This is a genomic window from bacterium (assembly GCA_019637795.1).
GTDB lineage: Bacteria > Desulfobacterota > Binatia > HRBIN30 > CADEER01 > JAHBUY01.
In genome coordinates, this window is sequence record JAHBUY010000001.1 from 756,648 (window position 1) to 782,710 (window position 26,063).

Annotated in this window: 23 protein-coding genes; 9 read left to right on the forward strand and 14 right to left on the reverse strand. The window is 72.8% G+C overall.

Going from position 1 to position 26,063, the window contains the following annotated elements:
• The first annotated feature begins 44 nt into the window (after positions 1–44).
• From KF840_03240 to KF840_03265, 6 genes are all read left to right on the forward strand, one after another.
• Positions 45–494 carry a periplasmic heavy metal sensor gene (locus KF840_03240; protein ID MBX3023904.1) on the forward strand — a complete coding sequence of 150 codons (450 nt, stop codon included), beginning with the start codon at positions 45–47 and terminating at the stop codon, positions 492–494.
• A gap of 102 nt (positions 495–596) precedes the next feature.
• Complete coding sequence (locus KF840_03245) at positions 597–1,142, forward strand: RNA polymerase sigma factor (protein MBX3023905.1); 546 nt, start codon at positions 597–599, stop codon at positions 1,140–1,142.
• A gap of 6 nt (positions 1,143–1,148) precedes the next feature.
• Positions 1,149–1,625, forward strand: a complete 477-nt coding sequence (locus KF840_03250; GenBank protein ID MBX3023906.1) for a hypothetical protein — start codon at positions 1,149–1,151, stop codon at positions 1,623–1,625.
• 19 nt (positions 1,626–1,644) lie between these two features.
• Positions 1,645–2,163, forward strand: a complete 519-nt coding sequence (locus KF840_03255; protein MBX3023907.1) for a periplasmic heavy metal sensor — start codon at positions 1,645–1,647, stop codon at positions 2,161–2,163.
• 210 nt (positions 2,164–2,373) lie between these two features.
• Positions 2,374–3,444, forward strand: a complete 1,071-nt coding sequence (locus KF840_03260; GenBank protein ID MBX3023908.1) for a fatty acid desaturase — start codon at positions 2,374–2,376, stop codon at positions 3,442–3,444.
• Between the two features lie 140 nt (positions 3,445–3,584).
• Positions 3,585–3,875 (forward strand): hypothetical protein, encoded by a 291-nt coding sequence (locus tag KF840_03265; protein ID MBX3023909.1) that lies wholly within the window; start codon positions 3,585–3,587, stop codon positions 3,873–3,875.
• Positions 3,876–4,230: 355 nt separating this feature from the next.
• Here KF840_03265 and KF840_03270 read toward each other — a convergent pair whose 3' ends face one another.
• Positions 4,231–5,034, reverse strand: coding sequence for a crotonase/enoyl-CoA hydratase family protein (locus tag KF840_03270; GenBank protein ID MBX3023910.1), 804 nt, complete (start codon positions 5,032–5,034; stop codon positions 4,231–4,233).
• A 122-nt stretch (positions 5,035–5,156) separates the two neighbouring features.
• Here KF840_03270 and KF840_03275 point away from each other — a divergent pair, with 122 nt between their 5' ends.
• Positions 5,157–5,561 carry a nucleotidyltransferase substrate binding protein gene (locus tag KF840_03275; GenBank protein ID MBX3023911.1) on the forward strand — a complete coding sequence of 135 codons (405 nt, stop codon included), beginning with the start codon at positions 5,157–5,159 and terminating at the stop codon, positions 5,559–5,561.
• Positions 5,551–5,865: a nucleotidyltransferase domain-containing protein gene (locus KF840_03280; GenBank protein MBX3023912.1), complete on the forward strand. Its 315-nt coding sequence runs from the start codon at positions 5,551–5,553 to the stop codon at positions 5,863–5,865. Before KF840_03275 ends, KF840_03280 begins: the two co-directional genes overlap by 11 nt.
• A gap of 76 nt (positions 5,866–5,941) precedes the next feature.
• On the opposite strand, the gene KF840_03285 is transcribed toward KF840_03280, so the two are convergent.
• From KF840_03285 to ccoN, 13 genes are all read right to left on the reverse strand, one after another.
• Positions 5,942–7,342 carry an FAD-binding oxidoreductase gene (locus KF840_03285; protein MBX3023913.1) on the reverse strand — a complete coding sequence of 467 codons (1,401 nt, stop codon included), beginning with the start codon at positions 7,340–7,342 and terminating at the stop codon, positions 5,942–5,944.
• A gap of 20 nt (positions 7,343–7,362) precedes the next feature.
• The gene (locus KF840_03290; GenBank protein ID MBX3023914.1) at positions 7,363–8,640 is read right to left on the reverse strand and encodes an alpha/beta fold hydrolase; all 1,278 of its coding nucleotides are present in this window, start codon (positions 8,638–8,640) and stop codon (positions 7,363–7,365) included.
• Positions 8,641–9,152: 512 nt separating this feature from the next.
• Positions 9,153–10,829: a GMC family oxidoreductase gene (locus KF840_03295; GenBank protein MBX3023915.1), complete on the reverse strand. Its 1,677-nt coding sequence runs from the start codon at positions 10,827–10,829 to the stop codon at positions 9,153–9,155.
• On the reverse strand, positions 10,826–14,581 hold the full coding sequence (locus KF840_03300) for a protein kinase (GenBank protein MBX3023916.1): 3,756 nt from the start codon (positions 14,579–14,581) through the stop codon (positions 10,826–10,828). The genes KF840_03295 and KF840_03300 overlap by 4 nt, the downstream gene beginning before the upstream one ends.
• Before the next feature lie 211 nt (positions 14,582–14,792).
• Positions 14,793–15,530, reverse strand: a complete 738-nt coding sequence (locus KF840_03305) for a sulfite exporter TauE/SafE family protein (GenBank protein MBX3023917.1) — start codon at positions 15,528–15,530, stop codon at positions 14,793–14,795.
• The gene (gene ccoS, locus KF840_03310; protein MBX3023918.1) at positions 15,530–15,697 is read right to left on the reverse strand and encodes a cbb3-type cytochrome oxidase assembly protein CcoS; all 168 of its coding nucleotides are present in this window, start codon (positions 15,695–15,697) and stop codon (positions 15,530–15,532) included. Before ccoS ends, KF840_03305 begins: the two co-directional genes overlap by 1 nt.
• Positions 15,694–18,177: a cadmium-translocating P-type ATPase gene (gene cadA / locus KF840_03315; GenBank protein MBX3023919.1), complete on the reverse strand. Its 2,484-nt coding sequence runs from the start codon at positions 18,175–18,177 to the stop codon at positions 15,694–15,696. The genes ccoS and cadA overlap by 4 nt, the downstream gene beginning before the upstream one ends.
• Positions 18,174–18,725: a FixH family protein gene (locus tag KF840_03320; GenBank protein MBX3023920.1), complete on the reverse strand. Its 552-nt coding sequence runs from the start codon at positions 18,723–18,725 to the stop codon at positions 18,174–18,176. Before KF840_03320 ends, cadA begins: the two co-directional genes overlap by 4 nt.
• An 8-nt stretch (positions 18,726–18,733) precedes the next feature.
• Positions 18,734–20,203, reverse strand: a complete 1,470-nt coding sequence (gene ccoG / locus KF840_03325) for a cytochrome c oxidase accessory protein CcoG (GenBank protein MBX3023921.1) — start codon at positions 20,201–20,203, stop codon at positions 18,734–18,736.
• 26 nt (positions 20,204–20,229) lie between these two features.
• Positions 20,230–21,120 (reverse strand): cytochrome-c oxidase, cbb3-type subunit III, encoded by an 891-nt coding sequence (ccoP, locus tag KF840_03330; GenBank protein MBX3023922.1) that lies wholly within the window; start codon positions 21,118–21,120, stop codon positions 20,230–20,232.
• Positions 21,117–21,299: a cbb3-type cytochrome c oxidase subunit 3 gene (locus KF840_03335; GenBank protein MBX3023923.1), complete on the reverse strand. Its 183-nt coding sequence runs from the start codon at positions 21,297–21,299 to the stop codon at positions 21,117–21,119. The genes ccoP and KF840_03335 overlap by 4 nt, the downstream gene beginning before the upstream one ends.
• Before the next feature lie 2 nt (positions 21,300–21,301).
• A complete protein-coding gene (gene ccoO / locus KF840_03340; GenBank protein MBX3023924.1) occupies positions 21,302–21,919 on the reverse strand; it encodes a cytochrome-c oxidase, cbb3-type subunit II in 618 nt (205 codons plus the stop codon).
• Between the two features lie 22 nt (positions 21,920–21,941).
• The gene (gene ccoN, locus KF840_03345; protein MBX3023925.1) at positions 21,942–23,393 is read right to left on the reverse strand and encodes a cytochrome-c oxidase, cbb3-type subunit I; all 1,452 of its coding nucleotides are present in this window, start codon (positions 23,391–23,393) and stop codon (positions 21,942–21,944) included.
• 458 nt (positions 23,394–23,851) lie between these two features.
• On the opposite strand from ccoN, the gene KF840_03350 reads away from it, so the two are divergent.
• Positions 23,852–26,020, forward strand: coding sequence for a hypothetical protein (locus tag KF840_03350; GenBank protein MBX3023926.1), 2,169 nt, complete (start codon positions 23,852–23,854; stop codon positions 26,018–26,020).
• The last annotated feature ends 43 nt before the right edge of the window (positions 26,021–26,063 follow it).

Consider the following 26,063-nt stretch of genomic DNA (forward strand, 5'->3'; position numbering starts at 1 on the left):
CCAAACCTCCGGCCCATCGTCGTACCAGGCAAGGAGGTCACACGATGAGACGAACGATGTGGGCGCTCGGCGGCATCGCCGGCGCGGCATTGGTGGTGGCACAGGCCCAGGCGCGACCGCCCGGACCGCCGCCGATGGGCGACGGCGCCATGCGCGCGGTCATGCAGATGCTGCACGACGGCGACCTGACCGACGCCCAGCACGATCAGGTACGCGCGCAGATGAAGACCGAGCGGGCAAGCGCGGAGGGCACCATCGACCAGTTGCGCGCCGCCAACGACGAGCTCACCGCCGCGCTGCTCGCTAGTACCGCGCCGGACGAGGCGACGTTGCGCGCCTCGCTGGACAAGATCGCCGCCCTGCGGTCCGCCCTGCTCGACCAACAGGTGCAGAATGCGCTGACGATCCGCGGCCTGCTCTCCGCCGACCAGCTCGCCGCCGCGGCGGCCGCTCCGGCGCCGGACGCCGATTGCACGAAGCACCCGATGCCCTGACCCCCGACAGGGCGTCGGCCCCCCGGAGCGCGCGCGCCCCGACCCGCACGGGCCGGCCGGCGCGCGCGTCTCTGCTTGACGTCCCGGACTCCCACTCGCCAGATGCAGGCAGCAGGCCACGCTTTGACCGACGACGCGGCGACGGCGGAACCGCCGGCGGACTACGGCGATCTCCATCGCGCCCACTACCCTCGCATCCTGCGCCTCTGCCGGGTGATGCTGGGCGATCCGGACGATGCCCAGGAGGTGTGCCAGGACGTTTTCCTCAAGCTCCATCGCGCCCTGCGCGACCACGGCGAGCCGGTGCGCTGGGAGGCGTGGCTGACCACGGTCACCGTCAACGCCTGCCGCGATCAGCGCCGCTCGCGCTGGTGGCGCTGGTTCCGCTCCCATGAGACGCTCGATGACCACGACATTCCCGATCACCGCGGCGGACCCGAACAGCTCGCGCTCGACGGCGAAACGCGGCGCCGCGTCTGGCGAGCGCTGGACGCGCTGCCGGCCCGGCAGCGCGAGGTCTTCGCGCTGCGCCAGCTCGAGGGGCACTCGACCGACGAGACGGCGGCGCTGCTCGGGCTCAGCACCGGCAGCGTCAAGCAGCACCTGTTCCGCGCCATCCGCCAGCTTCGCATGGCGCTGGAGACGTGACGCCCGATGAACGCCTGCCTCAGCGAACGCATCCTGGTCGAGCTCGCCACCGGCGACGGCACCGCCGCCCTGCGCGCCCACGTCGCCGCCTGCCCCGACTGCGCCGGCCGACTGCAGGCGCTCGAGCGCGACCTCTCCCTGGTGCGCGTCGCGCTGCGCGACGCGCCGGGGCGCGTCGCCGCCCGCCGCCAACCGTGGCTCCGCCTCGCCGCCGCCGCGACGGCCGGCGCCGCGCTGCTGCTCCTCACCCTGACCTCGATCCGTCCCACCGCCCCGGTCTCGCTCGCCGCCGCCGGCGGCGAATCGACCAACGAGCTCGCCGAAGCGCTCAGCACCGCGCTCTTCGCCGACGCCGACCTGGGCACCGCCGATCCGGCTTCCGACGACCACGCCCTCGCCGCGGCGCTCAACGGCGGCGCGCTGTGCGACGGCGGCTACGGCGACGACTGCAGCGCCGAGGTGCTGCTCGCCAGCTACGACTGACCCACGAAGGAGAACCCCGATGACCCCACGTCGATTGATCGCCATCTCGTCGCTCGCGGCGCTGATCGCGGCGCCCGCGGCACTGCTCGCCCAACCGCCCGACGGCCCCGACGGTCCCGACGGGCCGCACGGCCCGCCGCCGATGATGATGCGCGGCATGCCGGGCGGCGGCGACGCGCCGGGCATGGTGATTCCGCTCATGCTGCACGCCGCCAACCTGACGCCGGAGCAGCGCGACAAGGCGAAGGCGCTGATGAGCGCCAACCGCGAGCCGCTGCGCAAGTTGTTCGACCAGCTCAAGACCGCCAACGACGCGCTGGCCGGCAAGTTGGTCGGCCCGGCGCCGGTGGACGCGGCGGCGCTCAAGCCCGAGGTCGAACGGATCGCGCAGGCGCGCCAACAGCTCATGGAGCACGGTCTCACCATCGCCCTCGGCCTGCGCGCCATCCTCACCCCCGAGCAACTGGCGGCGGTCACCGCCAAACGCGCCAAGCTCGAGGACCTGCAGCGCCAGATGCGCGAGCTGATGCGCGACTGAGCCCGACCTCGGCCGCTCGATCCGCCGTCGATCCCGATGCGGTCGACTGGCGGATCGTCGTCGGGCGGAGCCCGCCCGCGCCGCCGATCACACGGCGCCGAGCGCCGCGGGCCCGCGCCGCCTCGTCGCTGTTAGCCGAGGTGTGATCGCGCCGTGACCTGTCGGTGACACCCGGTTCGCTATCCTTCCTGGCTCGAGGGAGGGACCGGGGTGACCGAGCAGGGGGCGAGCCGTTTCGAGCAGTACACGGTGCAGGAATACGCGCGGGCGCTGCGTCCGCATCTGCCGGCGGAGATCTTCCGGCCGCGGCCGGCGCGGCTGGGGTGGCTGCCGGCGCACCTGGCCGTGATCATCGGCCTGGCGGCGTACATCGTCGGCGGGCAACCGCCCTGGTACGTCGCGCTCGCCTGCGCCTTGGTCGCCGGCCACAGTTGGGCCTGCCTCGGCTTCCTGGCGCACGAGGTGCTGCACCACGCGGTGGTCCGCAACCGCGCGGTGGAGCGGCTCGTCGGCTATTGCGGCCTGCTGATCTTCTGCCTGTCCCCGACGTTGTGGATCGCCTGGCACAACCAGCAGCACCACGGCAACACCGGCAGTCCCGCCGCCGACCCCGATCATTTCGGCACCCTGGCGAGCTGGCGCGAGAGCGCCGCCGACCGCGTCGTCGTCGACATCGCGCCCGGCTCGCGGCGCAAGCGCAGCGCGCTGTTCCTCTTCTTCACCTTCTCGGTGCACTCGGCGATCGTCCTCCTCGCGCACAGCCGGCGCGGCGACTACTACGCGCGCGTCTCGCGCCGCACCGTGTACCTGGAGACCGCCGCCATGGTGGCCTTCTGGCTCGCCGTGGCGGTCGCGGTCGGGGCGTGGAGCTTCCTCTTCATCGGCATCGTGCCGGCGCTGATCGCCAACGCGGTGGCGATGTCGTACATCGCCACCAACCACTTCCTGAACCCGCTCACGGCGATCAACGATCCGCTGGTCAATTCGCTCTCGGTGCGCGGGCCGCGCTGGGTCGAGTGGCTGCACCTGCACTTCGGCTACCACGTCGAGCACCACATCTTCCCCACCGTCAGCGCCCGCCACGGGCGCACCGTGCGCGCCGCGCTGGTCCGCCTGTACGGCGACCGCTACCTGTCGCTGCCGCACGGCCGGGCGCTCCGCCTGCTGTACACGCGGCCGAAGGTCCATCGCGATCACGACACGCTGATCGATCCGCGCACCCTGCGCGCCTTCCAGGCGCTGGCGCCAGGCGACCTGTCGATGGCGGCGCTCGCCGACTGAGCCAAAACCCCCGCGCGGGGACGATTCGTCACATTTCGGTGACCCGGCGGCCGGGCCGGCGTTCGGCGCGACCATCGTCGGGTGGGACGGCATGGCGTGTGCTGAACCTCGGCGCCGTGCCGACCCGGAGGAGATGAGACATGCGCCTGAGTCCGATCACCGTGATCTGTCTGGCCCTGCTGTGGGCGCCGTTGGCCGCGGCTGCGGGCGCGGGCGATGCCGGCGCGGCGTGCGCCGCCGGCCTGGCCAAGGATCCGCGCGCCATCTACGACGCCAGCGTCGGCGCGGTGCAGCCCTCGACCGACCTCAAGGCCCTGCTGACCGATACGACCCGCGGCCTGGTGCGCGCCGGCACCGTCGCGCGCGCCGGCGCGCGCGATTCCGCGCGCGCCGCCTACCAGTGCCTGGAGCTGGTGCAACGCGCCGAGTGATCGCCGCGCCGCCGGATCGCCGACGTCCCGCTCCTCCAGCGCGCCCGGGCGCCGTGGCTGCCCCGCGCCGAGCGCTGATTCCAGCCCGGATCATTCATGAGCTCGCTACGGCGAGCGCCGAAGGCACGGCCAGAGATGGAGCACCCTTGGCGCTCTCGCGACGCGAACCTACGACAAAACACCTTCACCACGGAGGCACGAAGACACGGCGGGTGCAGCCTGGGAATGGCGCGTGGGCGCGATCCTCATGGCCATTGCTGATGGCGTTGGGATCTCGCCCCCGAACCCTCTCTTGTCCAGGTGTCTCCGTGTCTCCGTGCCTCCGTGGTGAAATGTTTTCGTCACATCAAGCTGCCTAGCGACCGCGGAAGACGGGCTCGCGCTTCTCGAGGAAGGCGCGCGGCCCTTCCTTCGCGTCCTCCGACGCCATCACCGCCATGCCGTGCGTCTGCTCGATCGCGAACGCCTCGGCCTCCGGCATCATCTCCGTCTCGCGCAGCGTGGCGACGATCGCCTTCACCGCCAGGGGGCCGTTCCTGGCGATGCGGTCGGCGATCTGCCTCGCCTTCGCCAGCGCCTGGCCGTCGGGCACGACGTGGTTGATCAGTCCCAGCTCATGGGCGCGCCGCGCCGGCAGATCCTCGCCGCAGAGGAGCATTTCGGCGGCCACCGCATAGCCGATCTGGCGGCGCAGCCGCACCGTCGAGCCCGCCATGGGAAAGAGGCCACGCTGCACCTCGGTGACGCCGAACACCGCGCTCTCGCCGGCGACGCGGATGTCGGTGCCCTGCAGGATCTCCGTCCCGCCGGCGCGCGCGAAGCCCTCGGCGGCGAGGATGACCGGCTTCGCCGGCCGGTAGGTCTTGAGCCAGGCGCCGTAGATGATCGACATGTCGCCGAACACCCGGGTCATCCACTCGTTGTCGGCCTTGCCGCTCATCAGCTTGCCGATCTCCGACAGGTCCATGCCGGCGCAGAAGGTGGAGCCCCGGCCGGTGAGGATCGCGACCCGCAGCGCGTCGTCCTCGTCGAGTTGCTTCCAGGCGTCGTAGAGGCGGCACATCACCTCGCAGTTGACGGCGTTGCGTTTGTCGGGGCGGTTCAGCGTGACGGTGAGGACGTGTCCGTCCTGCTCGACGATGACGGCGGGCTCGGCCATGGGCGACTCTCCTGTCGTGGGTTGAAAATGCCGCAGCGTTAGAGCGGAACCCCCACCGCAGTTCAACCTCCCGCATCCGCCCGTTGCCTCGGTTCCGACTGGCCAGTACGCTGCGCCCGGTCATGACGCTCGACCTCACATCGTGGCAGAGAGCCCTGGCCAGCCTCGAACGCGCCATCGTCCGATCGACCGCGGCCCCCGGCGATGACGAGCCGCGCGATGCCGTCATTCAGCGCTTCGAATACTCGTACGAGCTGTCGTGGAAGATGCTGAAGCGTCATCTCGAGCAGGTCGTGCCCGACCCCGGCGCCGTGGACCACTGGTCCTTTCGGACGCTCATGCGCGAGGCCGCCGAGCGCGGGCTGATTGCCGCCGTCGAGCCGTGGATCGAGTATCGCCACCAACGCAACCTGACCGCGCACGCCTACGACGAACGGACGGCGAGGCGGGTCTACGAGAGCAGCCGATCCTTCATCGCCGACGCCAGGGCGCTGCTCGCGGCCGTGGAGCGGCGGAATGTCGATTGATCTCGCGCCCCACGTCCTGGAGCGCGTGCGGACCATCCTGCGCGCGCACGTCCGCGACTGCGAGGTGTGGGCCTTCGGCTCGCGCGTCGATGGTCCGAGCAAGCCCTTCTCCGACCTCGACCTGGCCGTGGTCTCGGCGACCGAGCTGCCGACCCGGCGCCTCGCACTGCTCGCCTACGCCTTCGAGGAGTCCGATCTGCCCATCAAGGTCGACCTGATCGACTGGCAGTCGGCGTCGCCGGCCTTTCGCCAGCGGATCGCCGCGCACCACGCGATCATCGAGCGGCCTGAACCGACCCGGTGACCGTGGCGTCGCGCCGATCGCGGCGTCGGAGCACCGCCGGTGGCCGCGGCGACGGCCGGCACGGCGGTGCGGGCCCTCACGGGCTGCGCCGCTCCAGAGCGAGGTTGGGATCGATGGCCGCTCGGCGCGGATCGTCCGGGCCGACCGTCCTGGTGTGCATGTAGCGGAAGGCGCCGTGGGCGATGCACAGGTCGTCGATGTCGGACACCAGGCGGTCGAGGGCGCCGCGCATCGCGACGGGCTCGACCCCGAGGTAGAGCACGATCTCCGAGAAGGGTCGCCCCGGCTGGCCGCAGGCGCGCTCGAGATAGGGCGACTGGATGCCCTTGACGTACATGCAGATGAACGTGAGGCAGCCGGACTGCGCCCGGTGCCGCCGCAGGAGCGCTTCCAGCGCGCCGGCGACGGCGCGGTATTGGTCGGCAGGGGGGAAGACGATGAGCATGCGGGTCGGATCGCCGACGCTGGAGTCGATGATGCGGTCGGCGAAGGTCTCGACGTTCTTGATCGACGCGTAGCGCGGGCTCAGCACCACCCCGGCCATGCCGGCGTACTGGACGAGGCGGTCGAGCCACCCGGGCAGGCGGCCGGCGACGTAGCCGAGCGCGTGCAGCGCGCCGTAGGCGACGCGGTTCCACGCCACCGCCCAGCAGGTGCGCGGGGTCGCGACGTAGCGCGACACCTGTCCGACCCGCAGGCTGCCCACCGGGGTCGGCAGATCGACCCACATGGCGCGTTCCATCGCCGCGCCGCGGTCGCCGGCCACCAACGCCGCGGTCCAGTCGAGAAAGCGCTCCAGGCTGGTCGTCAGCCGGCGCTCGTTGCGGAGGATCGTGCGCTGCTTGTCGATCTCGATGATGCGCAACTGCAGGCGGGTGATGACGCCGTGGCGAGCGGTGCCGCCGCGCAGGCGGTCGAAGTCCGCATCGCCCGGGCCGCAGCTCCGCACGGCGCCGTCGGGCGCCACGTACTCGAGCCCGGCGAGCGTGTCGATGAACATCCCGTTGCGGTGCGACGCGGGACTGACGCCGCCCACCGAGGCGAAGCCCCCGGCGGTGATGTGGTTGTGATCGCCGATCACCGGCAGGCCGAAGCCATGGGTGGCGAGCGCGGCGTCGATCTCCGCCATCACCGCGCCGCACTGGACCCAGACCGTCCGCGACTCGGCGTCGGGGGGCTCGATGCGGTTCATGTACTCGGTGCAGATGATGCTCGTGTCGCGGTCGCCGAGGACGAGGCCGTTGCTCGAGTGGCCGCGGGCGCGGATCCGGTAGGGGATGCGCTGCTCGCGGTGGGTCGCGATCAGACGCGCCATCTCCTCGGTCGTCTCGGGAAAGAAGACCGCCAGCGGCCGGCGCGGCGCGACGTCGGGATCGGCGGCCAGCGACCAGTCGTGGCCGAGGTTGTCGAGGCTCTTGTGCGAGATGGTCTCGTGCGAGGTGACGACGTAGCGCGGGGCGGGATGCTCGGCGACCATGGGCGGGCTCCGGATGGGGGTCAGCCGCCGCGGCGGCGGAGGAAGTCGGCGATGTGGGGGAAGACGTCGCGGTCGCTGTCGCGGCCCATGAAGATGTCCTGGTGGCCGTAGCCGGGAACCACCCGCAGCTCGAACAGGGATCGGGCCGCCGCCGGCGCGTAGGTGTGCAGGCGCTCGAAGCAATGCGGGTTGGAGTCGGTGAAGACGTTGTTGTGGTCGCCGCAGAGGAACAGCACCGGCGTGGTGAGCGCGTGCGCGGCGGCGGCGTAGCTGGCGGGCAGTTCCCGGTAGCGCGGCTCGCGGCGAAGGGTGCAGGCGACGCCGCGGCGCACCATGGCGCGCACGTGGCGGTAGTAGGTCATGCTGCTGCCGCCGAAGAGGTCGCCGATGCGCTGGTGGGTGACCGCGTGCAGGTTGGCGTGGTTGAAGAGCGCCGGATCGCCGCTCCCCCACATCATGCTCACCATGTGACAGGCCGGTTCGTCGCACTCGCGGTGCCACCAGCTCACCAGTCGCGCCACCAGCTCGCTGCGGGTGAGGCCCGGCTGGTCGCGCCAGCGCGCCGTCACGTACGGCCGCCCGAGCAGCGTCTCGACGAGAAACGGCGCGACGCGGAGCTTGACGCGCGACCACCACGGCACCCGCGGAGTCAACGCGACGCTGTTGCAGACGACGCTGGCGATGCCGGCGACCCGGCCGGCGGCGAGGCTCATCATGAAGGTGAGCGATCCCAGGCAGTGGGCGACGACGTGCAGGTTGCGCTCGGGGCCGATGGCGGCGCGCACCGCCGCGATCAACGCCGGGTGGTCGAACAGCGCCACGTCGTCCATCGTGTCGCGCTGCCGCCGCAGGTTGTGGACGAAGCGCCCGCTCATGCGGAAGTCGGCGCACCAGACGTCGGTGAAGCCGTGCTCGAGCAGGTAGCGCACGACGTTGCGATGCTCGGGCATGATGAACATGTCCGAGGAGCTGGTCAGGCCGTGCAGGAGCAGCACGGCGCCCGGCGCCGGTCCGGGGGCGGGACGCCGCACGCGCAACAGGGTCAGGGTCAGCCCGTCGTCGGTCTCGACGTAGTGGGTGGTCACCAGGTCCCCGGGATCGCTGGCCCCGCGCGGGGTCCCGATCGCGATCGGGCTCTGGCGCGTCGCCGCGAGATGGCGGCGCCGGCGCCAGGCGGCGATCTGCGGCGTGACGTACACCCGCCACAGGGCGCCGGCGAAGAAGGCGTTGTAGCGCGCCGCGGCGGCGAGGCGGCGCCGGCGGCTCGGCTGGCCCGGCGCCAGGGCGCGCCGCAGCATGCTGCGCAGGAGGGCCGCGAAGGCCCCGACCGACACCAGCAGGATGCCGGCATGGCGCGCGTCGCCGTGGCGCAGATCGACGTGCAGACGGGTGGTGTCGCGCCAGATGTCGAACCCGGGATCGTCCTTGACGAATTTGATCCCGACCAGGGAGAGCGGGCCCTCGGCGCCGGTGCCCGACAGCTCGTAGCGCATGACCCGCGCGCTGGCGTCGCCGGCGTCGGCCGCGAGCAGGCTCACCCGACCCTCCACCGCCACCGCGCCGCCGAGCAGGGGCCCCTCGATCCGGCCGCGCAACGCCGCCCAGTGCTCGGGGTCGTCGAGAAAGGCCGCGACGTCCTCGATCGACACCTCGAGATCGATCGCCAGGGAGACCCCGTCGGCGCGGCCGAGGCGGAAGCCGCGCTCGTAGTCGGTGGCGTCCGGCGCCGCCGCGCGATCGGTCGCGCACGGATGGACGAAGCCCTCCATGCGCTCGTGGAAGCGAACGGGGGCCGGCGGCCGGCTGTCGGTCATGGGCGTGGCGGCGCCTCGGGGCCGACCCGGATCAGCTCGTCGGCACAGCGGTCGGCGAAGGCGGCGATGGTGAGCGACGGGTTGACGCCGACCGGACCGCGCATCGCCGCGCCGTCGACGACGTGCAGACCGGGAACGCCGAAGACCGCGCCGAACTGATCGACGACCCCTTCGGCGCGGCTGCGGCCCATCGGACAGCCGCCGAGCGGGTGCACGGTGATGATGCGCCGCAGGCGACCGAGCGGATTGCGTTCGTAGTCGGCGCGCATGCGCGCGGTGGCGTCGGCCATCACCGCGTCGATGGCGCGGTAGAAGCGGCGCGTCGGACGGTAACGCCAGGTCGACTGCAACTGGCCGCGGCGCAGATAGAGCCGCCCGTTCGGCATCTCGCGCCCCATGCCGAGCAGGGGCAGCGCGCTGGGCCCGAACAGCGACGAGAGCTCGGCGCTCAGGTTGCTGTCGGTGTCGAATCCCACCTGCCCGGCGAGGAAGCGGCAGGCCAGCCGGACCAGTCGTCGCCAGCGTGACGGCAGCGCCGCCACCTGCAGGATCCAGTTCATCCCCTCCGGGATGCCGCCATCCTCCAGGCAGTAGCGCTGGCCGTCGCGCTCGCCGAGCAGGGCGGCGGTGATCACCGGACCGAAGGTGGCGCCGAGCGGTCCGCTGCCGTCCGGCGACTCGCGCTCGCGGGCGAACGCCAGCCAGTCGCCGTTGCCGCAGAAGCGGGTCCCGAGCTGCGTCGCGTCGATGCCCGGGAAGGCGCGCCGGTTGCGCAACAGCAGGAAGGTCGTGCCGAGGCTGCCGGCGGCGAGCAGCAGGCGCCGGGTGGTGATCCGCTCCAGCGGCAGCCCGGCGGTGTAGGTCGGCTGCCCCTCGGCGGCCTCGTGGTGGCGCACGAAGCGGACCTCGAAGCCGCCGCCGCCCGGGAGCGGCCGGAAGTCGCGCACCTCGCACCGAACGCGAATGTCGGCGCCGGCGTGGGCGGCGGCGGAGAGATAGGTGTGGTCGAGGGTGTTCTTGCTGCCCTGGTTGCAGCCGAGGTCGCACTCGCCGCACAGCGTGCAGGTGCGGCGCGGGGCGTTGTGGAGATTGGGAAACGGCGCCGCCAGCGGCTCGCCGCACCGCGGCGGCTGGCCCGGGTTGGCGAACGTCACCGCCAGCGGCGGCAACTGGGCGAGCGGCCGCTCGGGCAGCGCCGCCGCCGCGGCGAGCAGCGCGTGGGTCTTGTGGCTGCGGTCGTAGCCGGGCTCGTGCAGCGGGTAGCGCTGGGCGCCGAGCGCGTGCTCGACGCGATCGTAGTGCGGCTCGAGATCGGCGCGGCGCAGCGGCCAGGGCGCATGGCCGTTCTCGGCATCGCGCCGCTCGAACCACTCGGCCGGCATGCGCAGCAGGACATTGGCGTAGATCAGGGAGCCGCCGCCCAGCCCGCTCGACACCAGCGCCTCCAGGCCGCGGAACGACCAGAGGTCGAACAATCCGTGCAGGCCCTCGCTCGGATCCCACAGGTTGCGCCGCATCGCGTCGGGGGTGCGCGCGAAGGCGCCGGGCGGGTACGCCTTGCCGCGTTCGAGCACGCACACGCGCCAGTTGGCGGCGGCGAGCCGGAAGGCGCTCACCGCGCCGCCGAAGCCGGAGCCGACGATGACGGCGTCGAAGTCGCAGGGGGCGCTCATGCCGGGTCGAGCGAATCGCTGTCGAGGCGGGCAGCGAGCGCGGTCATGCCGAGCGCCGCCGCGGTGGCGCGCGCCTCGGCCGCGAGGGCGGCGGCGCGGGCGCCGGCGCCGGCGCGACCCCGACGGCGCAGGAGGGCGGCGTAGTCCGCCTGCACGTGCGCCAGCGCCGGCGGCGAGTCGACCCGCGCGTTGAGCTGCAGCGCGGCCTCGAACCAGCGGGCCGCATCGTCGTCGTCGCCCATGGTCGCCGCCAGCAGACCGAGGTTGCGGGCGGCGGCGCCGAGCGGCGCGGTGCCGGCGGCGACGACGAAGTGGTGGGCGCTCGGCAGGTGCAGGGCGTAGAGCCGGCGCGCCGCCGCCGCGTCGCCGACCCGGGCGCAGAGGCGACTGAGGTAGGTGAGCTGGACGTTGAACGTCAGATCGCGCGGCAGGGCGCGGAAGTCGTTCGCCGCCAGGGCCGCGAGCTCGCGCGCCGCCTCGTCGAGCCGGCCGGTCTCGGCGTACAGATACGCCAGCGCGACCGGCCATCCGGCATTGTGCGGGTACTGGGCGCGCATCATCTCGAGCACCGGCTCGATCTCCGCCAGCCGGCCCTGTTCCTGGCGCAGCGAGTACATCTGGGCCCCGAACACCTGCCTGGCGCCGTCGATCTGGGCGCGCTCGCCGAGCCCCGGCGTCTCGAACGCCATCTGCTCCACCTCGGCGAAGCGGCCCCGCAGCAGCGCCAGCATGGTGCGCCGCAGATGGGTGACGTATTCGAACACCGGCTGTCGCAGGTCCGCCGCCTCCCGCGCATGGGTGTCGAGCTCGCGTTCGAAGGCCTCGACGTCGCCGAGCTCCATGAGGTCGACCATCCGCCAGCCGCGGCCGCTGAGCGCCAGCCCGCGCTCGTCCGATGCCTCGGCGAGCTCGATCAGCTCGCTGGAGAGGGCGAGCCGTTCGGCGGCGTTGTCGGGTCCCCACAGCGCCCAGCGGGCGTGGCGCAGCACGTGCGCCAGCGACACCAGGTCGGCGGTGCGGCGGGCGAGCGCGATCGCGTCGCGCGCCAGGGCTTGGCGGCGGCCTGGATCGCCGGGCGCGAAGGTGATCGCTTCGGCGAGGCGCGCCATGACCCGCGCGCGCAGCGGGTCGGGGCGATCGCCGAGCGCCGCGACGCTGGCTTCGAGCAGCGCCACCAGGGGCTCGTCGACGAACCCGATCTGCATGCCCGAGTGCTTGCCGCCGGCGGCCAGCGCGGCGCGCGCCAGCAGCGGCGCCGCGCCGAGGCGGCGGGCGGTTTCCGCGATCTCGCGCGCCATGCGCTCCGCGGTCGCCGACTCGCCGGCGTTCCACAGCGCATCGGCCTGGGCGAGCTGGATCTCGCCGCGCTGCACCTCGTCGACCGGTGGCCGGGCGGCGAGCGCGGCGAGGGCGCGGCCGTACAGGTCGGCGCTCTCCTGGTAGGCGAGCCGGCGACCCGCCGCCGCGGCCGCGCGCAGGGCGAAGGGCAGGGCGCGCGCCGGATCGCCGGCGGCCTCGTAATGGTGCGCCAGGTCGGCGGCCCGCGCGTCGGCATCGCCGGCGGCCTCGACCTCGATGGCGCGCGCGACGGCGGCGTGCAACTGGCGGCGGCGGGCGCGCGTCAGGCCGGTGTAGAGCGTCTCGCGGAACAGGGCGTGGGTGAACCGATAGCGCGCCGCGGCGTCGGGGACTTCGGCGAGCAGCGCGAGCGCCACCGCTTCGTCGAGCACGCCCACCAGCGCGTCGGCGTCCAATCGGGTCACGGCGCCGAGCAGATCGGCGTCGAGCTCGCGGCCGATGACCGCCGCGGCCTGGAGCGCCTGGCTGGCGCGCGCGTCGAGCCGCGAGAGCCGCTGGCGGATCACCTCGCGGACGCCGAGCGGCACGGTCAGCTCGGGATCGGCCAGGGCGGCCGCCCACGGTCGATCGACGCACTGGCCCTGGAGATGGCGCACCGTCTCGGTGATGAAGAACGGGTTGCCCTCGGTCCGCTGATGGATGGCCGCGACCGCCGCCGGCGGCACCGCGCTGCCGGTCATCGAGACGATCAGCTTGCGCGAATCGTCGGGCGCCAGACCGTCGAGCGCCAGCCGCTCGAGGCGCTGCTGGCGATGGAGGTCGGCGAGCGCGGCGGCCAGGGGATGCGCGTCGCCGACCTCGGTCTCGCGGTAGGAGAGCAACACCACCAGCGATGCGGCGTCGGCATGGGCGACGACGTGCAACAGCAGGCGCAGGGTCGAGCGATCCGCCCAGTGCAGGTCCTCCAGCACGACCAGCAAGGGCCCCGGCTGCGCGGCGGCGGCGAGCAACCGGGAGACGGCGTTGAACATCTGGTAGCGCGTCGTCTCGGTGTCGGTGTCGCTCGGACCCACGACCTCGGGCAACCGTTCCGCCAGCTCGGGCAGCAGGCGTCCCAGCTCGACGGCGTCGCTGGCGAGCTGGGCGCGCAGGGTGTCGGGCGCGGTGTCGCGCACGTAGCGGCCCAACGCCTCGACGAACGGTTGGTACGGGATCAGCGGCTCGGCGCTGGCGCCGCCCAGCAGCACGCTGCCGCCGTCGTCGTAGACGACGCGCGCGAACTCGCGCGCCAGGCGCGTCTTGCCGATGCCGGCCTCGCCGCTGATCGCGATCACGCGCGGCCCGGCGACCCGCTGCGCCATCGCCCGGTCGAGCGCCGCCATCGCGACGTGCCGGCCGACGAACGCCGTCGTCTCCTCGACGGCGAACCAGGCCGGCAGCGCCAGCCGCGGCGCGCCGGCCGCGCGGCTGGCCCTCGACGCCCAACGCGCGAGGGCGGCGCGCACCGCCGTCGCGGCGGGGCGGGCCGACGGGTCGATGGCGAGCAGCGACGACACCAGCTCGCTCAACGCCGGCGGCACGTCCGGCCGCCGCTCCAGCACGGGTGGCGGGGTCTGACGCAGCTTGCGGCCGAGCAGGTCGTTCAGCGTCTCCGCCTCGAACGGCGGGGCGCCGACCAGCAGCTCGTACAGCAGGCTGCCGAGCCCGTAGAGATCGCAGCGCGCGTCCAGCACCCCGCCGCTGATCTGTTCGGGAGCCAGGTAGGCCGGGGTGCCGATCAGCTCACCGTCGGACCGCGGCATCAGCTCGGCGACGCGCGCCAGGCCGAAGTCGCCGAGGAAGACGTCGCCCTTGCCGTCGAGCAGCACGTTCGACGGCTTGACGTCGAGGTGGACGACGCCGCGCTGGTGCGCCGCCACCAGCGCCTCGCACAACTGCAGGCCGATCTGCACCACCCGCTCGACCGCGAGCGGCGCCGGGCCGCTGCGCGCCAGCTCCGAGGCGAGGTCGCCCCCGGCCATGAACTCGTTGATGATGAACGCCGCCGTCGGCGTGTCGATGACGTCGTAGACGGTGACCACGTGGCGGGTGCCGCCCACCCGGGCCATGATCCGGGCCTCGCGCAGGAGATCGTGGGTCAGCTCACCGAGCGCCGCAGTGTCGAACGCGGCCACCGCGACGTCGCGGTCGAGCACGGCGTCGCGGGCGAGGTAGACGCTCTTCTGGGCGCCGCGTCCGAGCAGGAGCAACGGCTGGAAGCGCGCCGGCAGGCTCTCGAGCAACGGCGGCGGCGAGGCGAGGAGACCGCCGGACGGCGTCGGGTCGCCCACGTGCGTCCGACAGCAGCGGCACGGCCCGCCCCCCTGACTGTTCGTGAACCCGCACGACGTGCAGGCGCGAAAGTCGATCGGCAGGCGCGCCGCCAGCGGCGCGCTGGCGGCGGTCTCTACCATCGCCCCGCGTCCGGATCGTCGTCCTGCCTACGTGTCATCGCGATCGCTCACTCGAACGCCCAGGAACCCTTATGACCGATGCGGCGGCGGTTCCCTATCAGGGATTTCCCTGATCGTCAGCCGGGCGAGGCGCCGCGCGCGCGCGCCACCGGCCGGCATCGCGATAACGGCCTCGAGGTGGCAGGACGCCGGCCGGCCGCGGCGGCGCGTGTCAGTCGGCGGCGGGCGCGATCTGGTGGCAGGGCGCCGCGGGGGCGCCGCGCAGGTGGGCGATGGCGCCGCTGGCCGCGAAGGTCCAGAGGGCGAAGGCGATGAGCATCGCGCCGGCGACGCGGCGCGGCGCGGCGGCGCGGGCGAGGCCGCCGACGCGGCCGGCGAGCAGGCCGGTGGCGACCATCGCCGGCAGCGTGCCGAGGCCGAACCCTGTCATCAGGAGCGCGCCCTGTCGCCAATCGCCGCTGGTCGCCGCCAGCGCCAGGGCGCTGTAGACGAGCCCGCAGGGCAGCCAGCCCCACAGCATGCCGAGCGCCAGCGCGCCAGGCAGCGAGCGCCCGGGGCGCAGGCGCGCCGCCAGCGGCGCGATGTGGCGCCAGACGCGCGCTCCCTGGCGCTCGAGGCGCGCCAGGCCCGACGACCAGCCGGCGAGGTAGAGGCCGAGCGCCAGCAGCAGCAACGCCGCCGCCGCGCGCAGCGCGATGACGCCGCTGTCGCCGAACAGCCGCGCCAGGGCGACGCCGAATCCGCCCGCGAGCGCGCCGGCGGTCGCGTAGCTGACGACGCGCCCGAGATTGTAGGCCACCTGGCGTGCCGCCGCCGGCGCGGCGCGGCGCGCGCCCGGCGCCAGCGCCAGCGCGCCGGCGATGCCGCCGCACATGGCGACGCAGTGGGCGCTGCCGAGCAGGCCCAGAGCGCCGCCGCCGAGCAGGCTGAGCGACCCGACGTCCGGGATCATGGCGGCGGTCCGGGTCGCCCCGCGTCGTCGTGGTCGAAGAGGATGCGCGTCGCGGGCGAGTCGAGATCGTCGAACTGCCCGTGCCGCACCGCCCAGAAGAAGGCGGCGATCGCCACCACGAGCAGCATCAGGGCGAGCGGAATGAGGACGAAGATGATGTTCATGCCGGCTGCTCCAGCGGGCGCGCGACGGCGGGCGCCAGCGGCGCCGGCGCGGGAGCGGCGCGGCGGGCGCCGAGGCGCAGGGCGTTCAGCACCACCACCAGCGAGCTCGCCGACATGCCGAGCGCCGCCCACAGCGGCGTCACCCAGCCGAGCGCCGCCAGCGGCAGCGCGACGGCGTTGTACGCCACCGCCCAGGCGAGGTTCTGGTGCAGCACCCGGCGGGCGCGCCGCGCCAGCGCCAGCGCCGCCGGCAGGACGCGCAGATCCTCGCGCAGCAGCACCGCGTCGGCGCGACTCATCGCCAGGTCGGTGCCGCCGCCCATCGCCACCGACACCTGCGCCGCGCCGAGCACCGGCGCGTCGTTGACGCCGTCGCCGACCATCACCACGACGGCGCCGGCCGCCTGCAGGGCGCGGACGTGCCGCAGCTTGTCCTCCGGCGACGCGCCGCGCACGGCGACGGCGATGCCGAGCCGCTCGGCGAGGCGGCTCACCGCCGGCGACGGATCGCCGCTCAACATCTGCACCGCCACGCCCTGGGCCCGTAGGGCGCGCACCGCGGCGGCCGCCTCGCGCCGCGGCGCGTCCTCGAGCGCGAACCACGCCACGGCGCCGCGGGCGTCGCCGAGCAGGATCCACATCGCCTCGTCGTCCGGCGGCGGCGCGCCCGCCCCGGCGGCGAGCTCCAGCACCCACTCCGGGTTGCCGATGCGATAGCGCGTCCCGTCCACCGCGCCTTCGACGCCGAGACCGGCGACGGCGACCGCATCGGCGACGGCGCCGTCCGCGTCGACGGCGGCGAAGGCGCGGGCGATCGGATGCCCCGAGCGGCTCTCCAGCGCGCCCGCCACGCGCCGCGCCGCGGCGGCGTCGCGGCCGGGCAGCGGCACCGTGCGCAGCAGGCGGAAGCGGCCCTCGGTGAGCGTGCCGGTCTTGTCGAACACCACGTGGGTCGCGGCGTGCAGCCCTTCGAGCACGTGCGGGCGGGTGATCAGCAGGCCGCGGCCGAGCAGGCCGCCGGTGGCGGCGGTGAGCGCCGCCGGCGTCGCCAATGACAGCGCGCACGGACAGCTCACCACCAGCACCGCCAGGGTGACCCACAGGGCCTGCTCGCGGTCGACCCGCCACCACGCCGCGACCACCGCCAGCGCCAGCAGCAGCACGCCGGGGACGAAGACCCGGGCGACGCGATCGGCGAGCCGGGCGACCGCCGGCTTCTCGGCGCCGGCGCGATCGACCAGGCGCTGGATGCCGGCGAGGACGCCGTCGGCGCCGGTGCGCTCGACCGTCACCTCGAGCGGGCTCTCGCCGTTCTGCGTGCCGCCGATGACCCGGTCGCCGGGCCGGCGGGCGCGCGGCCACTGCTCGCCGGTGAGCATCGCCTCGTCGACCCAGCCCTGGCCGCTGACGACGACGCCGTCCGCCGGCACCGTTTCGCCCGGGTTCACCAGCACGCGATCGCCGGGCCGCAGCTCGGCGGCGGCGACGATCTCGCTGCGCCCGTCCGCCAGCCGCGTCGCGTGCGCCGGCGGCCGCCGCAACGCCCCTTCGATCGCCGCCTGGGCGCGATGGCGGGCGCGCATCTCGAGGAAGCGCGCCAGCGACAGCAGGAACACGAACATGCAGACCGAGTCGAAGTACACCTCGCCGCGCCGCAGCGCCGTGGCGACCAGGCTGGCGACGAAGGCGATGGCGATCGCCAGCGCCACCGGCACGTCCATGCCGACGCGGCGGTTGCGCAGGTCGCGCCAGGCGCCGGCGAAGAAGGGCCGCGCCGCGTAGGCGACGATCGGCGCCGTGACCAGCGCGCTGACCAGGCGCAGGTAGTCGCGATAGGCGGGCGCGATGTCCTGCCAGGCGCCGGCATAGAGCCCGACCGCGAACATCATCACCTGCATGGCGCCGAGGCCGGCGAGCGCCAGGCGGCGCAGGGCGGCGCGGTACTCCTCGCGGCGCGCCGCCTCCTGGCGGTCGGGCCGGTACGGCTGGGCGCCGTAGCCGAGGCGATCGATGGCGGCGAGCAGCGTGCTCAGGCGCGTCTCGTCCTCGCGCCAGCACAGCTCGGCCCGCTCGCTGGCGAGGTTGACGTGCATCGCCAGCACCCCCGGCTGGCGCTCGAGATGGCGCTCGATCAGCCAGGCGCAGGCGGCGCAGCGCAGGCCACTGAGCGCCAGCGTGACGCGACGCCCGCCGGCGCCGTCCTCGCGCACCACGCCCCGCTGCAGCGCCGGCTGGTCGTAGCGCAGCAGCTCGCGGACGGCGTCCGCGGAATGCTCGGCGAGCGAGCCGCCCGGCGCCTGGCGATAGCGGTAGTAGTCGGCCAGCCCGGAGGCGACGATCAGCTCGGCGACGGCGGCGCAGCCGGGACAACACATGGCGCGCGCGGCGCCGTCGACGACGGCGTGGCAGTCGACCCCGGCGGGAATCGGCAGGCCGCAGTGGAAGCACCCGCCGGCGACGGGGGCCGCGTCGCCGGTCATGGCAACGGCGGCGGGGCGGGCGGACCGCCCGCGCTCCCGGCGCCCATCCGCGGCGGCGTCGGGGCGTCGAAATCGATGCGGGCGGCGAGGCGCCAGCCGCCGCCGGCGGGGGAGAGGACGGCGTTCCACGCCCCGTGCAGGGCCGTCGCCAGCGGCGCCCGGAAGGCGCCGTCGGCGAAGCGCAGGGTCAGGGTGCGATCGCGCGCCGCGTCGGTGGGGTGGGCGAGCAGCAGGGTGAGCTGGCTGCCGGGGTCGATGGCGTCGCCGCGCAGGTCGAGCGTCAGCTCCTGGCGCGCGGCGTCGTCGCGCAGCGTGGCGCCGAGGTGGCGCGCCGCGGCGGCGCGCTCGAGGGCGAAGTCGCGGTTGATGGCGAGCCCGGCGCGATAGTAGTCGTCGCGCACCAGCGAATCGGCGTGCCGCACCGCGACCACCAGCATGGCGATGCTGGCGACGACGCTGAGGCCCGGGACGGCGATCAGGAACCAGGGCCAGAACTGCCGGTACCACGGCGTTGGCGCCGGCGGACGGATGGCGATCACGTGTCCCATGCAGGCTCCTACTCGTGCTCGTGCCGGTCGTGCTCGTGCTCGCCGTGCTCGTCGTGATGCGGCGGGGCGGGGGCGAGGAAGCGGCTCTTCTCGCGCACCGCCAGGTCGGGAGCGTCGATGGCGCTGACCGTGAAGCGGACGTCCATCGACTGCCGCGCCAGCCCGGCGGGTGGCGCCTGCAGGCGCACCGGCACGTCGGCGATCTCGCCCGGCGGGATGCGCACGTCGTCCGGCGCCACGACGCTGAGGTGCTCGGGGCCGCTGGCGACGATCCAGTAGGCGTGCGGCTGCTGGTCGAGGTTCATGATCCTCAGCGTGTAGGTGTTCTCGACCAACCCGTCGTTGGTCATGCGGTAGAGGCGGGCGCGGTCGTGCAGCACGTCGACGCGCAGCGGCACGCGCTGGCTGAGGGCGTAGGCGAAGGTGCTGGCGATCAGCGCCAGGATCACGCCATAGGCGACGACGCGCGGGCGCAGGACGCGCAGGTGGCCGGTGCGCAGGCTGGTCTCGCTGGCGTAGCGGACCAGGCCTCTGGCGTAGCCCATCTCGTCCATGACGCTGTCGCAGGCGTCGATGCAGGCGGCGCAGCCGATGCACTCGTACTGGGTGCCCTTGCGGATGTCGATGCCGGTCGGGCAGACGTGCACGCACAGGCCGCAGTCGATGCAGTCGCCGAGCCCGGCGGCGCGCGCCTCGATGGCGCGGCCGCGGTGGCCGCGCGGCTCGCCGCGCGCCGCGTCGTAGAAGATGGTGAGCGTGTTGGTGTCGAACATCGCCCCCTGGAAGCGGGCGTAGGGGCAGGCGTACTTGCAGATCTGCTCGCGCATCCAGCCGGCGTCGAGATAGAGCGCGGCGGTGAAGAAGACGGCGAAGAAGACCTCCCAGCCGCTGAGCCCGCCGGCGAGGCGCGGCAGCAGGGCGCGGATGGGCGTGAAGTAGCCGATGAAGGTGAGCGCGACGACGCACGCCAGCAGCAGCCAGGCCGCGTGCTTGCCGGCCTTGCGCAGCACCTTCTCGGCGTTCCAGCGGCTGCGGTCGAGGCGGATGCGGTCGTTGCGGTCGCCTTCCACCAGCCACTCGATCCACATGAAGAACTTCGTCCACACCGTCTGCGGGCAGGCGTAGCCGCACCACAGGCGGCCGGCGATGGCGGTGAAGAAGAACAGGCTGAAGGCCGCGATCATCAGCATCCAGGAGAGGAAGATGAAGTCCTGCGGCCAGAAGGTGAGGGCGAACAGATAGAACTTGCGGCTCGGCAGGTCGAACCAGATCGCCTGCCGCCCCTGCCAGGTCAGCCACGGACCGGCGAGAAAGACGCCGGCGAGGATGAACAGCGCCACCATGCGGCGGCGCTGCCACGGCCCCTGGATCTCCTTCTGGTAGATGTGCTCGCGCTTGGCGTAGAGGGGGACCTCGCGAACGGCAGCCGGGCGCGCCGGGGGGTCCTCGGGGGCGCGCGGGGCGGTGGCGGTGGTCATGGCGGTGGATCCTCTCGCGCCCGCCCTCACCGCGCGTGGGACAGGCTGTAGACGTAGGCGGCGACCACGTGCACCTTCTGGGCGCCGAGGAGGTCGGCGTGCGCCGGCATCACGCTGTTGCGCCCCTTCCAGAGCCCCTCGGCGATCGTCGCCGAGTCGTTGCCGAAGAGCCAGACGTCGTCGGTGAGGTTGGGGGCGCCGAGGGCCTGGTTCCCCTTCCCCTCCGGACCGTGGCAGGCGATGCAGATGGTGTCGTACTTCGCCTTGCCGGCGGCGGCCTGGGCGGGATCGACCTTCATGCCGCTGAGGCTCTGCACGTAGGCGACCACCAGCGGCACGCCCTCCTCGCCGCCGATCGCGGGAGCGAACGGCGGCATGACGCCGTTGCGGCCGTTCATGATGGTGGTCTCGATGGTGTCGGGATCGCCGCCCCACAGCCAGTCGTTGTCGGTCAGGTTGGGGAAGCCGACGCCGCCGCGCGCGTCGGCGCCATGGCACTGGGCGCAGTTGTTGGCGAACAGCCGCTGCCCCATCTGCAGCGCCTTCGGATCCTCGATCAGCTCGGGGATCGGCTTCGCCGCGTAGGCGGCGTAGAGCGGCCCATACTGCGCGTCGGCCTGCGCCATCTCGGTGCGGAGCTGGCCGGACGAGGTCCAGCCGAGCAGGCCGGGGAAGTTGCCGAGCCCGGGATAGAGCACCAGGTAGACGAGCGAGAAGAGGATGGTGCCGACGAAGATCCACAGCCACCAGCGCGGCAGCGGCGTGTCGAGCTCCTGGATGCCGTCGTAGTCGTGGCCGAGGGTCTCCTGCGCCGCGCCGGCGACGCGCTTGCTCCGCGCCCACAGCAGCAGGCCGAAGCAGGCGAAGATGTTCGAGAGGGCGAGGACGATCACCCACACGCTGAATCCGGTGCTCATGAACGCCTCCGCTCGGGCGACGACGGGTCGGACGGCTTGTCGTCGTCCCCGAGGAACGGCAGCTCGGCCGATTCCTGCCAGCGCCGCTTCTGACCCGGGCTGAAGGCCCAGATGCACAGGCCGATGAACGCGACGAACAACACCACCGTCGCGATCGTACCCACCACGCTGCTGGCCATCGTCACGGCCTCCCCTTCAGCGCCAGGCCGAGCTGCTGCAGGTAGGCGATGAGCGCCTCCATCTCGGTATGGCCGTCGACGGCGGCCCTGGCGCCGTCGATCTGTTCATCGGTGTAGGGCACGCCGACGACGCGCAGGGCGCGCATCTTGTCGGCGGTGCGATCGGCGTCGACGGTGTTGGTCGCCAGCCACGGGAAGGCGGGCATGTTGGACTCCGGCACCAGATCGCGCGGGTTGAGGAGGTGGATGCGGTGCCACTCGTCGCTGTACCGGCCGCCGACGCGCGCCAGGTCCGGCCCGGTGCGCTTGGAGCCGAAGAGGAACGGGTGGTCGTAGACGGACTCGCCGGCGACCGAGTAGTGGCCGTAGCGCTCGACCTCGGCGCGCAGCGGCCGGATCATCTGCGTGTGGCAGACGTGACAGCCGTCGCGGATGTAGATGTCGCGCCCCTCGAGCGCCAGCGGCTCCAGCGGCCGCACCCCCTCGATCGGCTCGTTGACCTGCGTTCCCGCCAGCAACGGGACGATCTCGGCCAGCCCCGCGAAGCTGACGACGATGAAGATCAGGATCCCCATGATCCCGATGTTGCGTTCGACCAGTGGCTGTTCGACAGCGGCCATCATGCGTCTCCCCGCGCCGCCCTCAGGCGGCGCTCACCGCCGGCTCGACGCGCGGCGCGGGCGTCGTCTCGACCACGGCCGTGCCGGCGCGGATGGTGCGGATCATGTTGTAGGACATGACCAGCATGCCGATCAGGAAGATCGTGCCGCCGGCGAGGCGCCCGACGTAGTAGGGATAGGTCGCCTTGATCGACTCGATGAAGGTGTAGGTCAGCGTCCCGTCGTCGTTCACCGCGCGCCACATCAGCCCCTGCATCAGGCCGGCGATCCACATCGAGGCGATGTAGAGGACGATGCCGATGGTGGAGAGCCAGAAGTGGGTGTTGATCAGCGGCACGCTGTACATCTGCTTGCGGCCGTACAGGCGCGGCATCAGCGAGTAGAGGCAGCCCATGGTGATCAGGGCCACCCAGCCGAGGCTGCCGGAGTGGACGTGACCGATGGTCCAGTCGGTGTCGTGGCTGAGGGCGTTGACGGTCTTGATCGACATCATCGGCCCTTCGAACGTCGACATGCCGTAGAAGGACAGGGCGACGATCATGAAGCGCAGGATGGGGTCGGTGCGCAGCTTCTCCCAGGCGCCGGAGAGCGTCATGATGCCGTTGATCATGCCGCCCCACGACGGCGCCCAGAGGATGATCGAGAACACCATGCCCAGCGTCTGCGCCCAGTCGGGCAGCGCGCTGTAGTGCAGGTGGTGCGGCCCGGCCCACATGTAGATGCCGATCAGGGCCCAGAAGTGCACCACCGACAGGCGGTACGAGTAGATCGGCCGCTCCGCCTGCTTGGGCACGAAGTAGTACATCATCGCCAGGAAGCCGGCGGTGAGGAAGAAGCCGACCGCGTTGTGGCCGTACCACCACTGCACCATCGCGTCGGTGGCGCCGGAGAAGACCGAGTACGACTTCAGCGGCGCGACCGGGATCTCCAGGCTGTTGACGATGTGCAGCAGCGCGATGGTGATGATGAAGGCGCCGTAGAACCAGTTGGCGACGTAGATGTGCTGGACGCGCCGCTTGGCGATGGTGCCGAAGAACACCACCGCGAAGCACACCCAGACGACGGCGATCAGGATGTCGATCGGCCACTCGAGCTCGGCGTACTCCTTCGCCGTCGTGTACCCGAGCGGCAGGGTGATCGCCGCCGCGACGATGACCGCCTGCCAGCCCCAGAACGTGAACTCCGCCAGCCGCGGCAGGAACAGGGTGGCGGCGCAGGTGCGCTGCACGACGTAGTAGGCGGTGGCGAACAGCGCCGAACCGCCGAACGCGAAGATGACCGCGTTGGTGTGCAGCGGCCGGAGACGCGAATAGGTCAACCACGGAATGCCGGGATTGAGCTCCGGCCAGGTGAGCTGGGCGGCCAGGATCACTCCGACCAGCATCCCGACCACTCCCCAGACCAGGGCCATGATCGCGAACTGGCGCACCACCCGGTAGTCGTACGGCACCGGCACCACTCGCGCCTCACTCATCATTTGCCTCCCGTTTCCCGGCGGCCGCCATCTCGGGTCGGCCGCCACTATCAGCAGGGACTCGCGTGGGAGGGAGCAGACAACGTGCCCAGCTAATGGAGGACCGCTCTGACTGAACAGCGGCGCGCGCTGTCGCGGCTCTGGGAAGCCCGCCGCGAACATTCCCAGGACTGGGAGCGAGCCCCTCCGAGTGTTCCGCTCCTGGCCCGATCTCGGGCGCCGGTGGGAGACCAAACGAGGATCGACGGAGAAACGGCGGCCGGTTGACCGAACACAGGCCGATTCGGTATCGCAGCGCACCGATGTCGACGCGGCGCTGTGGGCAAGGCGCGCTGGTGTCTCTCGTGTTCCTGCTGGCCGCGGGTGCGCACGCGGGGGTCGCGGGCAATCTGCAATCGATGCCACCGCTTGCGGGTGGACGGGCGGCCGGGGCGGGCGAGCAAGCGGATGCGTGCGAGGTGCTGAACGCGGCGGAGTGTCTGCTCCCGTACCCGTCGTCGCATTTCCTCGAGCCCGCCGACACGCCGACCGGGTACCGGCTCGCCCTGCCCGCCGCCGGCATGCCGCTGCAGAATGGCGTCCCCCTGTCGCCGGAGCCGTACCGGGATGTCGACGGTTTCAGCCCGACCGTGCAGATAGTCATGCACTTTCCCGGTGGGGTCGATCCGGCGAGGTCGAACGCCGCGCGGCTGCTCGAGGCGACTCGCACCCTCGATCAGCGCTCGCTCGAGGTCGACAGCCCGACGGTGCTGCTGGACGCCGACACCGGCGAACGAATCCTCCACTTCATCGAGCCCGACGCGCGCGCCGCCGATCCGGCCCGCCAGGTGCTCTTCCTGCGCCCGGCGCGCAGCCTGACGCCTGGCCACCACTACATCGTCGCGGCGCGCCGGCTGCGCCATGCCGACGGCAGCGCGGTCACGGCGGAAGCGCCGTTCGCGGCGCTGCGCGATGGCCAGCCGACCGACGCGCCGGCGATCGAATCGCGCCGCCCCGCCTTCGAGACCCTGTTCGCGCGCTTGGCCGATGCGGGCGTGGCGCGCGACGACCTCGTCCTCGCCTTCGATTTCGTCGTGCAGAGCGATCGGAGCCTCGCCCACTCGATGCTGGCCATGCGCGACCAGTCCTTCGCCTGGCTGGCGGACGCGCTGGCGCGGGGCGAGCAGACCTTCACCGTCGATCAGATCACCGAGAACGACTGCGCGCGGCCGTCGAGCTTCGTCTGGCGGCAGATCCAGGGCACCTATCAGGTGCCGCTCTTCCTCACCCACGATCCAGCCGCCGAACCCGACGCGGTCGGCTATCTCACCCGCGACGCCGCTGGCGAGCCCGTGGCCAGCGGCTTCACGCACCCGACCTATACCATCGCGATCCCGTGCGCCGCGCTGACGGCGCTGGTGGGCGATTGCGACGGCGACCGGCGCGTCACCGTGCCGGAGCTGGTGACGGGCGTCGGCCTCGCCCTCGGCACCGCGGCGGCGGAGTGTCCCGCCTTCGACGTCGACGCCAGCGGCTCGGTCACCGTCGATGAGGTGCTGCGCGGCGTCCACGACAGCCTGTACGGCGGCGGCCGGCCACTCGCTCCGGCGGTGCTCGGCCACGGCCTCTTCATGACCGGCGGCGAGATCGTCCCCCTGGTCACCGCCGCGGTCGGTCCCCTCACCGCCCTACACGGCCTCGAGCCGATCGAGCTGATCGCCGGCGCCACGGATTGGAGCGGCTTGTCGCAACGCGACCTCCCCTTCCTCGCCACGGTCATGACGCAGCTCGACTCGATCGCCGCGCTGCCCGACCGGCTGCGCCAGGGCCAGCTCAACGCCCTGGTGCTCGGCCGCATGCTGAAGGACGCGGCGTTCAACCGCGACCCGAGGTTCCAGACGCCGTCGGGTGTCGGCGTGCTCGCCGGACCGGACGCCGACATGTACTACTACGGCATCAGCCTCGGCGGCATCATGGGGCTGATGCACGCGGCGCTGTCGCCCGACGTCGCCGCCGCCGCGATCGACGAGGGATCGATCAATTTCTCGCTGCTCCTGCAGCGCTCCACCGACGCATCGCTCTTCGACGCCGCCTTCGCGTACTCGGGCATCACCGACCCGATGCAGCAGGCGCTCACCATCGGCCTGATGCACGAGCTCTGGGTGCGCGGCGAGTCGGCCGGGTACGCGACCCACATCACCCGCGACCTGCTGCCGGGCACGGCGCCGAAGCGCATCCTGATGACGGCCGCCTGGCTGGACCAGCAGGTGACCAACCACGGCACCGAGATCACGGTGCGCACCCTGGGCCTCCCGAACCTCGTGCCCGGTTCGCTGGTGTCCGACCTGCCGCAGATCGAGGACCGCCCCGGTCCGCTCGAGTCCGCCTACGTGATGTACGATACGGGCTCCTTCCAGCTCTCCATGCCGGGACCGTTCATTCCGCCGCTCGCCAATCTCATCCCGGCGTCGAACCGCTGCGATCCGCACGGCGAGCGCCGCCCGTCGATCCCTGCCTCGCTCGCCCAGGTGGGCGCCTTCCTCAGGCCGCACGGCGCGGTGGAGAACTTCTGCGACGGGACGTGTGATGCCGGCACGGCCTTCGAGTTTCCCCTCGGGCTGGCGCAACGCTGCGATCCGTTCCGCTGACCGCTCCCTTCCCCCGCACGCCCCCCGGCGCGACGACGCAAGG